The 14,464-nt window shown below is 61.7% G+C and carries 8 protein-coding genes; 1 reads left to right on the top strand and 7 read right to left on the bottom strand.

Annotated features, from left to right (window positions below; translation table 11 throughout):
- Position 1: 1 nt before the first annotated feature.
- The gene (locus N005_RS00435; RefSeq protein WP_047698386.1) at positions 2-1,528 is read right to left on the bottom strand and encodes a CoA-acylating methylmalonate-semialdehyde dehydrogenase; all 1,527 of its coding nucleotides are present in this window, start codon (positions 1,526-1,528) and stop codon (positions 2-4) included.
- Positions 1,529-1,667: 139 nt separating this feature from the next.
- Here N005_RS00435 and N005_RS00430 point away from each other — a divergent pair, with 139 nt between their 5' ends.
- Positions 1,668-2,615, top strand: a complete 948-nt coding sequence (locus N005_RS00430) for a LysR family transcriptional regulator (protein ID WP_047698384.1) — start codon at positions 1,668-1,670, stop codon at positions 2,613-2,615.
- On the opposite strand, the gene yfiB is transcribed toward N005_RS00430, so the two are convergent.
- The 6 genes from yfiB to recC all read right to left on the bottom strand — a co-directional run bounded on the left by yfiB (position 2,612) and on the right by recC (position 14,327).
- Positions 2,612-3,115, bottom strand: a complete 504-nt coding sequence (gene yfiB / locus N005_RS00425) for an outer membrane lipoprotein YfiB (protein ID WP_047698382.1) — start codon at positions 3,113-3,115, stop codon at positions 2,612-2,614. The genes N005_RS00430 and yfiB overlap by 4 nt on opposite strands.
- Before the next feature lie 22 nt (positions 3,116-3,137).
- Positions 3,138-4,388 (bottom strand): diguanylate cyclase DgcN/YfiN, encoded by a 1,251-nt coding sequence (gene dgcN, locus N005_RS00420; protein WP_047698381.1) that lies wholly within the window; start codon positions 4,386-4,388, stop codon positions 3,138-3,140.
- Positions 4,385-4,960: a regulatory sequestration protein YfiR gene (gene yfiR, locus N005_RS00415; RefSeq protein WP_052126334.1), complete on the bottom strand. Its 576-nt coding sequence runs from the start codon at positions 4,958-4,960 to the stop codon at positions 4,385-4,387. Before yfiR ends, dgcN begins: the two co-directional genes overlap by 4 nt.
- 135 nt (positions 4,961-5,095) lie before the next feature.
- Positions 5,096-7,192, bottom strand: coding sequence for an exodeoxyribonuclease V subunit alpha (gene recD, locus N005_RS00410; RefSeq protein ID WP_047698379.1), 2,097 nt, complete (start codon positions 7,190-7,192; stop codon positions 5,096-5,098).
- On the bottom strand, positions 7,189-10,878 hold the full coding sequence (gene recB / locus N005_RS00405) for an exodeoxyribonuclease V subunit beta (RefSeq protein ID WP_047698377.1): 3,690 nt from the start codon (positions 10,876-10,878) through the stop codon (positions 7,189-7,191). Before recB ends, recD begins: the two co-directional genes overlap by 4 nt.
- Positions 10,875-14,327: an exodeoxyribonuclease V subunit gamma gene (gene recC / locus N005_RS00400; protein ID WP_047698375.1), complete on the bottom strand. Its 3,453-nt coding sequence runs from the start codon at positions 14,325-14,327 to the stop codon at positions 10,875-10,877. Before recC ends, recB begins: the two co-directional genes overlap by 4 nt.
- Positions 14,328-14,464: the final 137 nt, after the last annotated feature.

Below are 14,464 nucleotides of genomic sequence, written 5' to 3'. Positions count from 1 at the left end.
CTTAGCGCAGATTGATGGTGGTGTTCACACCGTCATTGACGCTGTCATCATCGAACCAGCGCGCGGTAACGGTCTTGGTCTGAGTGTAGAACTGCACCACCTGTTTGCCGTACGGCCCCAAGTCACCGAGTTTCGAACCTCGGGAACCGGTAAAGCTGAAGAACGGCACCGGCACCGGAATCGGGATATTGATCCCCACCTGGCCGACGTCGATTTCACTCTGGAACTTGCGCGCCGCCGCACCACTCTGGGTGAACAGGCCGGTGCCATTGCCGAATGGGTTGGCGTTGACCAGGGCAATCGCCTCGTCGAGGGTGTCGACTTCCAGCACCACCAGCACCGGCCCGAAAATCTCTTCGGTGTAGATCCGCATGTCGGTGGTCACGCCGGAAAACAGCGTCGGCCCGACGAAGTTGCCCTGTTCGAAGCCCGGCACGCTGACGCCCCGGCCATCGAGCTCCAGCTTCGCGCCCTGCTGCACGCCACTCTCGATCAATTCGAGGATCCGCGCCTTGGCCCGCTTGGAAATCACCGGACCGATGTCGGTGCCCGGCTCGCTCCCGGCATTGACCTTGAGCTTCTGCGCCAGCGCTTTCAGTTCCGGCAGCCATTGCCTGGCCGCGCCCACCATCACCACCACGGAGGTCGCCATGCAACGCTGGCCCGCCGCGCCGAAGCCGGCACCCACCAGAGCGTTGAGGGTTTGTTCGCGGTTGGCATCCGGCAGCACCACCGCGTGGTTCTTGGCGCCCATCATCGACTGCACGCGCTTGCCATGACGCCCCGCCAGGTCATACACATGGGTGCCGACCGCCGTCGAGCCAACAAAGGAAACGGCTTTGATGTCCTTGTGGGTGCAGAGCGCATCCACCACATCCTTGCCGCCATGCACCACGTTGAGCACCCCAGCCGGCACACCGGCTTCGACCGCCAGCTCGACCAGCAACATGGTTGACAGCGGATCCTGCTCCGATGGCTTGAGGACAAAGGTGTTGCCGCAGGCGATGGCCATGGGGAACATCCACAGTGGAATCATCGCCGGGAAGTTGAACGGGGTAATGCCCGCACAGACACCGATCGGCTGGCGCAGCGTATAGGTGTCGACGCCACCGGCAACGTTCTCGGCAAACTCGCCCATCTGCAGGGTGCCGATGGAGCAGGCGTGCTCGACCACTTCCAGGCCACGGAAAATATCGCCCTCGGCGTCCGCGAGGGTCTTGCCCTGCTCGGCGCTGAGCACGGCGGCGATGCGCTTGGAATGTTCGCGGATCAGCGCCTGGAGCTTGAGCATGATGCGCATCCGGGCACCGATCGGCGTCAGCTTCCAGGTCTGGAAGGCACGTTGGGCAGCAGCGATGGCGGCATCGACTTCCGAGGCGGTGGCAAACGGGACCTTCGCCAGCACTTGCTGGGTGGCCGGGTTGACGATGTCGTGCCATTCGCTGGAACGGGATTCAACCCACTCACCGTCTATCAACAGCTTGACGGTCTGCAGGGTGGTGTCACTGGGCGTGAGGGAAACGTTCATGCTGGCCTCCGGGATTGTTCTTATAGAGAGCGTTGATTCAGCAGAAACCAAGGCGCAAAGACACCCTTGGTGATGAGACGATTTTTGGAGTATAGATGTGCAAACTTCTAATAAGAACGCACATAAAAACCGGTCCATCATGCAAAAAAACATCACCTCCCTCGGTTCGCTGAACTGGGACGACCTCAAGTTTTTCCTGGAAGTGGCCCGCACCCGCAAGGCCAGCACCGCGGCCAAGCGCCTCGGCGTCGACTACACCACGGTGTCGCGCCGCATCGGCTCGCTGGAAGCTTCGTTGGGCACGCTGCTGTTCGAGAAATCCCGGACCAACGGCTTCGTGCTGACCGCCGAAGGCCAACGCCTGCTGAGTTATGCCGAATCGATCGAAAGCACCCTGCACATGGCCTGTGAACAGGTATCCGGATCGGGCGTCGCGCTGTCCGGCCACGTGCGCATGGGCTGCACGGAAGGCTTCGGCAGCTACTTCATCACGCCGCAATTGAGCCACTTCGTCGACGCCTATCCCGCCATCTCGGTGGACATCCTGCCGCTGCCGCACTTCATCAGCCTCTCCAAGCGCGAGGCCGACATTGTCATCGCCCTGGAGCGCCCCGAACATGGTCCCTACGTGTGCTGCAAATTGTGTGACTACCGGCTGCAGCTCTACGCCACCCAGCCCTACCTGGACAACCACCCGCCCATCCAGCGTCCGTCAGATCTGAGCAAGCATTCGTTCATCAGCTATGTGGACGACCTGGCGTTCAGTTCGGAGCTGCTCTACCTGGCAAACGTGCTGCCCGACGCCAGCGCCCACCTGCGCAGCACCAGCGTGATCGCGCAGTTCGTGGCGGCGCAGCAAGGGCGCTCCCTGGCGATTCTGCCGTGCTTCCTCGCCGCCCAGGATCCACGGTTGCTGCCGGTACTGCCGGAGGACATCACCATCACCCGGCAGTTCTGGATGTACTGCCGGGAGGATTTGAGGAAGCTGAAACGGATTACGTTGTTGTGGGATTACATCAGGGAGGTGACCGAACAGAATCAGGCGCTGCTGATGGGTGAGAGTCGGGAGATGGTGTTTGCCGATTAGTCGGCAATGACCACGATGGCCACGCGACGGTTCTCCGTCCGGCCTTCGACCGTGTCGTTGGAGGCCACCGGTTTGCTACTGCCCAGGCCGCGGGATTGAACGTTCTCTTCGCGCATGCCAACGCCGACCAGCACCTTGCTCACGCTATTGGCCCGACGTATCGACAGTTGATCGTTATAAGCCTGGGAACCCGATGCGTCGGTATGACCATCGACGCGTACCCGTTCGATTCCAGCGCCCAGCAGCGCCTTGCCGATTCGCTCGACGATCTCGGTGCTGGCTTCATTCAGGCTTTCCACGTCGCTGCCAAACAGCACCTTGCCCGACAGGCCGAACGCCCAACCCTCGTCGGTCAGTTTGAATCCTTGCTCCTTGAGCACGGCAATCTGCGCAGGCGTCAGGCCTTTTGGCGGGGCCGTCTGGCAGCCGCTCAGGGCCAGGACGGCCATGAACAGAAATGAAATGAATAGATGCAGGACAGATTGAGGGTATGAACGCACGCGTCAGCTCCTGGTGTTGAAGTTAAGCAACGGGGTACTCCGTCCCCGTCGAATGTTGGCCGCCTCGGGCAAGGCGCTTGGCCTGGTACATCGCAGCGTCGGCGGCATGCAGCAAAGCGCCCGGAGTGGCGCCATGATCGGGATAGACCGCAATGCCGACACTGAGGGAAGTCAGCACCGAAGCATTACCGGGCAATTGAATCGGTATTTCCATACTGGCGATGATCTTCTCAGCGATCCGTTCGGCGTCCTCGATCTTGTGCAACGGCGCAAGCAGCACCGCGAACTCGTCCCCCCCAAGACGCGCCACCAGGTCATCCTCACGAAGCTGGGCACGGACCCGGGTCGCCACGGCTGTCAGTACGGCATCACCGGCAGCATGGCCGAAATTGTCATTGATGCCCTTGAACCGATCACTGTCCAGGTACAACACAGCCACTTGCTCGTCGAGCTTGCTGGCATTGCGCAAGGCTCGAATCAGCCGGCCCTCGAAAAACGCCCGGTTCGGCAGTCCGGTCAGGCTGTCGTGGCTGGCTTGATGGGCCAGGGTTTCGTTCTCGCTCTGCAGATGGGTCTGCCAGGATTCGAGTTCGGCGAGCAGCGCGTTGAAGTCGTTGCCGAGGTTATCCAGTTCGGCGATGGCAGCCGGCGGTACCCGTCGGTCCAGGGCGCGCTCGCTGCGTGCCGCGTGGGCCACGTCCGCCAGGCTGCGCAAGGGACCGGTGATCGCCTGCAACTGGCGCCTGGCCAGATAAAGCGCCACCCAGGCACTCACCGCCGTGCACACGATGATCCCCGCCAGGCCGCTGAGCAAAAAGCGCAACAGACTGCCGCCATGCCCCGCCAGATGGACACTGCCAACGGCTTGCCCTTGATGAAGGATCGGCACGCTGATGGGTTTTTCCAGGAAGGCCTTGGCGATATGCATCTCCAGTTCCGACAACAGACCGGTTTCCGGTCGCTGCCAATGCGCCAACAGACGACCATGCTCATTGAATACCCGGGCGTCGGCGACCTCTTCGGTGGTGGCAATCAATGCCAGCGCTTCGGTGGCAGCCACCGAGTCATCGAACACCACGGCCGCCTCCACCGTGTAGTTGATAGACCGTGCGATCAAGTGCAGGTTGTGATCGGCATAGACCCGTAACGCAAGCACTCCCAACAAAGTCAGGGAGACACTGGCCATGGTCACTGCCACCAGTGCAACGATCAGATGGCCACGGCCGATGACCGAGCCCAGGGTGGGACGGATACGCGGGGCTGGCAGGCTCATGGCGCTGCTGACCTGCGACGTGAAAGCTGCAGGACACTCGGATGGATGCGTACGCCGCTGCGCGCGACCGAATCGAGGTTGACCTCGAACGCCACCTGCTCATCGCCCACCCGCAGACAGAACAGACTGCCCACGGTGCATTGGTCACCGCCTTCGCTGATGCTCAATACCGGTTTGCCGATCAAGGAGGCAAACAGTTGGGTGTGTTCATCGGCAGTCAATCTGCCGACATAGACCGCGTTGCATTCATCGGCGATGCCAGGGTAATCCGCCAGCAAGCGTCGCACATTCACCGTTCGGCCAGTGGCTTGGGTGGTGCCTTTGACCAGATCGTCGGTGTATTGAGTCGGACCGACAATGCAAAGCTGCAGCTCGGTAGGTTCTATGGGCCAACGGGCATAACTGAGAATGCCCAATACGACTTGGGTCACCGCCTCGGCCCGCATCTGCGCGTGACTTACGGGCTCCTGATTTTCAGCCATCAGGACAGGCGACAGCAAACACAAAAAACCGGCAAGCAGATAATGCCTCCAGTCCTTGGCGCGCAGTGCTTGCTGAACAGCCCCACCCATGGCAACTCTCTTGATCGATCCAATAAACGTCGGAACGATAGCACAGTGCCAAAAAGCCAGCGAGACAACGTCTTACGGCGGTTTCCGACAAAAATACGACGTCATTAAAATCCCTTGCCCTGAGCGTCTGCTCACTCAGCTGCGCGGCTCCAGATCCAGCATCAACCCGCTCAGGCGCTTGACCTTGCGCCGAACCGCTTCCTCGAATATTCCCGGCCGTGGCTCGATCAGGCTGAACCACTGCTTGGCCCGGGTAATGGCCGTGTACACCAGCTCCTTGGTCAATACCGGATTCAGCGCATCCGGGAGAATCAGCGCCGTATGACTGAACTCCGAGCCCTGGGATTTATGCACGGTCATGGCATACACGGTTTCCACATCATTCAAGCGGCTGGGCAGGACGAAGCGCACACCGCCCTGTCCGTCGTTGCGAGGGAAGGCCACCCGCAGGACCTGCCTGCCCGCCTCCGGCCCATCGCGCTCGGGCAATTTGAGGGCAATCCCGATATCGCCGTTCATCAAACCCAGACCATAGTCGTTGCGAGTCATCAAGACCGGACGCCCCTCGTACCACTGGTGATCGCTGTCGATAAGACGGGCCTTGAGCAGCGCCGCGGTCACTCTCTGGTTCAACCCTTCGACGCCCCACGGGCCTTTACGCACAGCACAGAGCAATTGGAAAGCATCGAATGCAGAGAGGACGTCCCGGGCCCACTCGATCCAGCAGGCATCTTCCAATGGACGGGACACCGCCGGCCGTCGTTGTCGCAGCAGGCTCAGGTAATGCCGATAGCCCTGGGGGCCTTCTGCCTGGCCTTCAAGCAGCAAGCGCTCCAGCGCCCCATCATGCTCGCCCTTCAATGCCAGGGAAAACAGATCGGCATGGCGCTTGCCCACCAGCAACTGGCGCGCCTTTTCGGGCTGCTGTTGGTTGACCCATCGAGCCAGTTGGCCGATACCACTGCCCTCGCCAAAGCGACGGGAGTGCCGGAGCATGACCACCTGCTGGGCCAATGGATGAGTGCCATCGATGTCTTGCTGCAAATCAGCGGCAGACAGGTCTTCGCCGCTGACCGACTCAAGCCAGGCGCGGGTTCGGGCGTTGTACCAGCCCTCCTCGGCATCCCGACACAAATCCGCCAGGACCGCACCGGCTTCCACCGAAGCCAACTGATCCTTATCCCCGAGCAGCACCAACCGCGCATGAGGCGGCAGCGCATCCAGCAGGTTGGCCATCATCTCCAGGTCGATCATGGACGCCTCGTCGATCACCAACACGTCCAGCGGCAACCGATTCCCCCCATGGTGCCGAAAATGTCGGGTCCCCGGCCGGCTGCCCAGCAACCGATGGACAGTGGTCACGTCGCAAGGAATCCGCTCGCGCACGGCATCGGGGACATCCAGGGTCCGGACCTGCTGGCTGATGGATTCGGTCAGGCGCGCCGCCGCCTTGCCGGTCGGCGCTGCCAGGCGGATCCGCAGCGGCTTTCCGGCTTCGACGGCGGGGGCCTGGAGCAGTGCCAGCAAGCGCACGACAGTGGTGGTCTTGCCGGTGCCCGGGCCGCCGGTCACGATGCTGAAGGCACCCCGGGTCGCCAGGGCACAGGCCAGTTTCTGCCAGTCGATGGGACCTGCGGCCGCGGCCGGCCCGAACAGTCCATTCAGGCGCTCTCCCAGGTCGACAGGGGCGACCTCCTGTTCGGCCAGCCGTTGACGCAACGCCTCATCGATCCGCCGCTCATAGGTCCAATAGCGCCGCAGATAAAGGCGTTTACCGGAGAGGACCAACGGGCGTTGCCGTGCTTCCTCACGCTCATCTACAGCCAGGGCTACCAGGGGGCTGGAGGCCAGGGTCTTGCACCAATGGGCGCCCTCCAGGTTCTGCAGTATCTGCGATGGCAACAGCATCACACCGGTTTGCGAATCTCCCTCGGGGGGAAGCGACAAGGCAAAATCCGGCTCCTTGAGCGTTTCGAACAGATCCAGACAGACATGCCCATGGCCCAGCTGATGACTGGCCAGCGCCGCCGCGAGCAGCACCAGTGGATCGTCGGCGGGCGCCAGCTCATGAAGGAACGCGACGAAGGCCTTGTCCAGGGCGCGCAACCAACCGCGCTCGACCCAGCGCGTCAACAACAGCAGCAGATCGTCCGCACGGTCCAAAGGCGCCAGTTCGGCCAGGCTTTCGTCATCCGACGATGTGGGCAGCAGATCGACAAAGGTCCGACTCATAGCAATTCCCCCTGTACCCAGGCCGGCTCGGCCTTGGGCTCGGGCGCCCCTTGGAAAAGTCGATCCAGTTGTTCGATCAGTGCTCGCGCAGGCTTGGTGAAATAGACCCCTTGACTGGCCGCACGGGTGCCACGGAGGAACAGGTACAGCGCACCGCCGACATGTCGGTCGTAGTCATAGTCAGGTAGTCGCGCCTTGAGCTGACGATGCAGCGCCAGCAGGTACAGTACATATTGCAGATCGTAGCGATTTTCGAGGATCGATTGCTCCATGGCCTGCGGGGTGTAAGCCGTGTCATCGCTCCCCAGCCAATTGGATTTGTAGTCCGCCACGTAATATCGCCCTTCATGCTCGAAGGTGAGATCGATGAAGCCCTTGAACATACCGTTGAGCAGCACCGGCTCGGCGGCGACGCGGGCCACACCGCCATGGGTGAGTCGGCAAACCAGCTCATCGAGCTTGAGCACATCGACCTTGTGGCTGGCGAACCAGAACTCCATCTCCACCTGGAACCGGGTCAGGTGTTCAAGCACCACCGGCGGCTGATCGTTGCCGATGCGCATAGGCATTGCTATCAAGTGCTGCAGCCAATCGTTGAGCGTCGTGATCCAGCCTGTCCAGCCTCGACGGTTGCAACGCCGCGCAATGGCGTCCTCGATGGCCGTTGGAGCGACGGCAAACCCTTCTCCAGCGATCCACTCCAGGAGGCCGTGGAGGAACGTACCGGGGTTGGGCCCCCGAGGGAAACGGTGGATGTCACCTCCGATGGCGACCACTTCCCTGGGCGCATCAGGATCAAGCCGCTCATCGTCGAACAGTTTCTGGGCCTGGGGATCTTCCGGCGCCGTGTCGCTGCCCTCACTCAGGGTCTCGCCGATGCGCAAGGCGCTATAGGAGGCGATCCACCAGTTTTCGCTGGCCTTGCGCACCGGTCTCAAGGGGTCGAGCAGCACGGCTTCGTTGCGCGGAGGCCGATAGCGTTCGTCGGTGGCCTGAGGCATCTCCTGGTAACTCACCGCAGCACTGCCTTGCTGCAGGTCTTCCAGCCAGCGCCGCAACTGCGCCGACTCGGGCAGCGGCACACCGCCGCCCAGCAGATAGCCCAGCGCCGACAGATGCAGGATCGAGCTGCTGTTATTACCCCGCTTGAGATCGGCAACCCCCAGCCAACAGGCATGTTGAGCGCGGGTAAGCGCCACGTAGAGCAGGCGCAGGTCCTCGGCCAGACGTTCGTCATCAGCCTTGGCGACCAATTCGGCGGAAGGCTTGAGGCTGATCTGCGCCTTGCCGGCTTCATCGTGGTAGTGCAGGGGCAACCGGCTGCCATCCACCGGCTTGGTCGAACAGATGAACGGCAGGAACACCAACGGATACTCCAGCCCCTTGGACTTGTGGATCGTCACCACCTTGACCAACTGCTCATCGCTTTCCAGGCGCAGGATCTGTTCTTCTCCAGCCTGACCGGACAAGGCCAGGTGCTCCGACAGGTGCCGGATCAGGGCCTGTTCACCGTCCAGTTCACCGGCGGCCTGCTGCAGGAGCTCGCTGAGATGCAGCAGATTCGTCAGCACCCGCTCACCGTCATCGCGCATGATCAAGGCCTGGGGCAGCTCGAAATCATGCAGCAGGCGCCGCAACATGGGCAGCACCCCCTGGGTGCGCCAGACCGTACGGTAGCCACGGAACTGCATGACCCGCGCTTCCCAGGCCAACTCGTCCTGGTTGAGCCGCTCCAGTTCCGTGAGCGGCAGATTCAAGGTGATGCTTGCCAGTGCGGCCCGCAATGGGCGCTCAACATCCGGCTCGGCACAGGCCTTGAGCCAGATCAGCAAGTCCCGTGCTTCCTGCGAGGCAAAGACCGAATCCTTATCGGACAGATAGACACTGCGTACGCCCCGCACGGATAACTCGTCCCGCACGGCCTGCGCTTCTTTACCGTCCCGCACCAGGATCGCAATGTCTGCCGGCAACAGCCCACGCAGGGCTTTTCCTTCCTCGATGAAGCCGTCGCGCCCCGACTGGCCGCCGTTGAGCAGCGCGGTGATTTCACTGGCGCAGGCCGCCGCCATTTGCTGTCGATAGACCGCACCTGAGAGCGGCTTGTCCGACGGCAGGAGCCAGATATTCAACGCTGCGAGAGGCTGACCCGCGACTTGCAGGGCCTCCTTGCGGCCTTGGGCATCAACGGGCAGAAACGGCACAGGGTTCCTGTTGGGCGCCTCGCGAAACAGGAAAGCCCCTCGCCCGCTCGGGCGGGATTCGGCGTTCTGGAAAATATGGTTAACCGCGCCCACCATGGCGTGGCTGGAACGGAAGTTGGTTCCCAAGGTATGCAACCTGCCGGCGGTCGCCTCACGGGCACGCAGATAGGTATGGATATCGGCACCACGAAAGGCATAGATGGCCTGTTTCGGGTCACCGATCAGGAACAGTCCCGTCTCCGGGTTGTTGTCTTCGATGCGATAGATGCTTTCGAAGATCCGGTATTGAACCGGGTCGGTGTCCTGGAACTCGTCGATCAACGCGACCGGAAACTGCTCGCGTATCAGGCTCGCCAGGCGCTCTCCTCCGTCGGCCAGCAACGCCGCGTCCAGCCTCAGCAGCATGTCGTCGAAGCCCATCTCCGCGCGTCGACGTTTCTCTGCCTCAAACCGCGCGCCTACCCATTGGGCCGCATGCTGCAACACCGCTGCATCCGGAGTGGGCAAGGCCTCCAGACTGGTCTTGAGACTGGCCATGGCCTCCAGCCCGGGATGGCTGGGTACTTCGCCTTTCCAGGCCTCGGCCATGCCCTCGGGGGTCAGCCGCGTAAACCCGGTACCGATATCCAGGAGTTCGAGGCTCTCGTCATCCACCCAGGCGGAGATTTTCTGAAACCACGGCTCGAAGTAGCGCGCCTGCATCTTGCGCCCGTCGACGCTCTTGTTGGCAACGCCTTGCTGGCAGATCTCCAGCAGCTCCACCGCCCATTGCCGCCATGGTGCCTTGAGGTCGAGCAACGCGGCACTGCGCTCCTGAAGCGATGCCAGGATGAGCTCGGCAGGCTCAAGCCCGTCAGCGCTCTCACGCTCGCTGGAGAACAGCCCCCGCACCCGCGGCAACAGGGCAGCGGGCCCTCCCCAATGGGTGCGCACCCAGTTCAACGCTTCACCTTGCATCGAGTAGCAGAACAGCCGCCAATAATCGCGCAGCACTTCGCCGAGTAGTTCGCTGTGATCGGTTTCCAGGGTTTGGGTAAACAGGCTGCCACTGTCGAAGGCATGTTCCCGCAACATCCGCTGACACCAGCTATGGATGGTCGAAACCGCCGCCTCATCCATCCATTGCGCAGCAATGTCCAGCCGATTGGCGCAACCGGGCCATCGCGCTTCGTCGAATTCGTCGCGCAATTGGGCAATCAGGGAGTCGGGGGCCGGAATCTCATCACGAAAGAAGCGCGCCGCTTCGGCCAGGCGCGTGCGGATACGTTCGCGCAGCTCCTTGGTGGCGGCGTCGGTAAAAGTCACGACCAGGATTTGTGGAGGCAGCAGTTCGCGCCCGAACCCGGTTGCCGGGCCGCCATGCCCCAACACCAGCCGCAGGTATAACGCTGAAATGGTAAAGGTCTTGCCAGTGCCCGCACTGGCCTCGATCAATTGGCTCCCCCGCAGGGGAAAAGCCAGGGCCAGAGGTGTCTGCCGACTCATGATTGAGCCTCCTCGCCGATCGCGGAAAGCCACGGCGCGTCGAACAACGGCCGATAAAGCGCATCGCACCAGTCAGGAAATGTCTCGTCCGCCACGAGGGCATCGAAATCGACAAACTGCCGCGCCAGGGCCGGACTCTCCCGTCGCTCGCCTTCAGAGGTCAGCCCGTCGCCTTCGTAGGCTCTTCGGGCCGCCGCCTCGGCTTTATCCGGGTCCGTCTGGCCAAGCCAGGCGAAGGCTGTTTTCACCGCGATCGGCAGTGGCTGGCGCATGCCCGACTGCCAGGCCTGCAACAGGTCGCTGAGCAGTCTTCTCGCCACCGGTTCTTCAAAAGGTGCCAGCAGCAAACTGTCATCACTGGCCACCAATGCGGTGGTCATCGACAGCCCGCTGGCGCACGCCACGAGATGATTGACCCAGGGACGTATCAGGCGGTGCCACTTGCGGGTCCTGACGGAGCCGATGCTGTTGGGTATGGTGGTGATCGCAAGGACCGCGCCGTCGGAACGCTGGTGCAGGCCACTGAGCCATCCTTCGACACTGACATCATGCAATTGGAGATTGACAGGCACCGCGCTGGTCAACGGCGTGGGCCATAACGCCAGAAGCTGCTGATATCGCTGGAGCAGATCCGGTAGAGGCTCGATCAGTTCGCGTTGCATGTACTCCCCGAAACCCGCCATGGGTAACAGGCCGCTATTCTGCAGGCGCCTGGCATGGGCCTCCAGGGCCAGATCCGGCTGGTCCAGGCGTACCAGGGCGGCTTCCAGCAAGCTGTCGCTCAGGCTGTAGCGTTGGAGGGCATCGAGCACGAAGGGTTCGTCATCGGCCAACGGGGCTTCGATGGCCTCGAAGAACACCTTGAGTCGCTGGCTGAAAAAGTGACGGACGGGGTTGCGCAGGAAGTCCTGCAATTGTCCGAGGCTCAAGGGCTCTTCCTGAACATAGGGTTCCAACACCTGGGCATTGCCCGCAGGGGCCAGGTTGTCTTGGAGCATCCGCCACTCGCTGGCATAGCTGAACAATTCACTGCCCTGGAGGAAATAACGGGCACTGAACGGTTGCAGGGGATGCTCCTGGGTCAGCGCCTCGAGAAGCTCCTGGCTGTCGTCCGTCAGTCGCCAGCCACTGGCCAGGTGATCCCGCAACTGACCGATCAACACCGATGCGGGTCGCTCGCTGTTATCGCGGATACTGCGCCCAACCCAACTGATATAGAGTTTTTCCCGGGCCGACAGCAGCGCCTCCAATAGGAGGTAACGATCGTCCTCACGCCGGGAGCGATCGCCGGGACGATAGTCGCTCCCCATGAGATCGAAATCCAATGGTGGCTGGGCTCTCGGATAATCACCGTCGTTCATCCCCAGCAGGCACACCAGACTGAAGGGGATTGCCCGCATCGGCATCAGCGTGCAGAAGTTGACCGCTCCGGCGAGAAATCGCTGGGACAGCCGACCTTGATCCAGTCCTGCCAGCCAAGCCTCGCGTACCACCGTCAACGGTAATTCATCCTGCAGCCCAACCGACTCGCAGGTTTCCAACCACGTTTCGCGCAGGTCCTCGAGCTGGGCCAGCAGATAGTCGTCATGCTCACTGTCCGCCTGGAAAAACAACTGCATCAAGTCACGCAAACGGGAGCCCCACACCTGTGGAGATGCGGGCTCGGTGAGCGACTGGTGGGCGACCTCCAGCGCGTCCAGTAATGCGGCCAGGGGCCCGATCAACGCCGCGTCAAGGCCACCGATTTCGTCATAGGGTTCAATGCCTTCATAGGCGTCCGAACTGCCGACCGCATACCCCAACAGCATGCGTCGCAGACCAAACCGCCAGCTGTTCTGCTCAAGCTCGGCGGGCAGACCGAGCCCGGCGCGATGTTCGGCGTTCATGCCCCAACGAATACCGGCACCCTCGATCCAACGGTGCAGTGTCGGCAAGTCGGCCTCATTAATGCCGAACCGCTTGCGCAGGGCCGGGACATCCAACAAGTCGAGGATTTCGCTGACGGGGAAGCGGCTATCGGGCAGCTTCAGCAAATGCTCGACGGCAATCAGCAGTGGATCACGTCCACGCTGCCCCTGGTCGGTCAGGGTGAAGGGAATGAAGCGCGGATCCGTCCTGTCGAGCTGACCGAACACGGCACGGATATGCGGAGCATAACTGTCGATGTCCGGGACCATGACGATGATGTCCCGAGGACGCAGCGTCGGGTCCGCGCTGAAATGGGCCAATAACTGGTCATGCAGGATTTCGACTTCGCGTTGGGCGCTGTGGGCGACATGGAAACGGATCGATCCGTCTCGCTCCGTATTCACGGCAGGCCAGCGCTCCCGGGTTTCAGCCAGGGGGCGCAGCTCAAGAATGTCATCCTGCAACTGGCTGAGCAGGGTCGTGGGGTTGCCATCACTGAACAGGTCGATCCGGCCATCGCGAAACACCGAGCGATAGCGATTGGGATCATCGTAGCTGTCGAGCAGGTTGATATAGTCACGGCCCTGCTTGCCCCATGCCGCGAGTAACGGATGAGCATGTTGATGCAAGGATTGTGGATCGAGGATTGCGGGCATGCCAGCCTTGCGTGCCTGACGCTTGTACTGGTGGCGAAGCAGGTCCTTGTCGGCCACGATGTCCGCCCAATGATGACGACAAGGGTTATGGACACACAGCAGGACCTGGCTGAACCGCGAAAGACCGGCCAGCGCCTCGAGGGCCTGCGCCGGCAGCGAGGAAATACCAAACACGATCACCCGTGCAGGAAGTCCTTTCGGAGCGGCTTCCAGGCTATTGATACGCTCGATGTACCGTTGATGGACGCCCGCACGGCTTTGAGCCATGCCTTCTTCTCCCACATCCATCAACAAGGCTCGCCACAGCTCGGCTTGCCAGCAATTAGCAGGCGCAAGCGCCTTGATTTCGCCGCGAACATTTCTCGTCTGGTGCCGGCCCTCTGCCCAGTCTTCGAGCCAATCAGCCCGGTACACCTGATACTGGTCGAACAAATCGGCAAGGCGTTCGGACAACTGATAGCGCTTGCGTAGGTCAGTGTCGTGGGTGAGGAACCGCCGCAAGGGCTCGAAATGAGGCTGCTCGATCAACTGCGGCAAGAGGCGCATCAGTCGCCAGGTGAGGGGGGCTTTATCCAGTAGGGACTTGGCCGGAATCTCATCGCGCCCCAGGACCGATCGATAGAGTTGCCACATGAAACTGCCGGGCAGCTGTACATCAATGGCTGCCGCAATGCCGCAGCCGCCGGTATCGTCGTCTTCCGGATCCTCTGCCAGTGCCAGCTTGAGCCATTGGGCAATACCGTTGCTCTGTACCAGTGCGATTTCATTCTCAAGCGGGCCCAGCGGATAACGTCGCATCAAGCTGATGACCAGGCTGCGCAGTTCATCAAGGCGATTGCCATGAATCACCATGAAGGCTGGGCTGAGGGACGTTGCGTCCGGCATAAAGGCATCCTTGAAAATGCAAAAAGCTAGGGCCGAACCTTAGCATTGTCGGGGGGTTGTAGCAGCCGGGAACGGTCCGCGCTTGTCGTAAGAACTTTCCTGCGGGCAAAACAAAACCCCTACCTGCGTCAGCAGAT

It is taken from the genome of Pseudomonas mediterranea CFBP 5447 (assembly GCF_000774145.1).
GTDB lineage: Bacteria > Pseudomonadota > Gammaproteobacteria > Pseudomonadales > Pseudomonadaceae > Aquipseudomonas > Aquipseudomonas mediterranea.
Note: the sequence above shows the minus strand (reverse complement) of the source record. Positions and strands in the feature narration are given on the sequence as shown.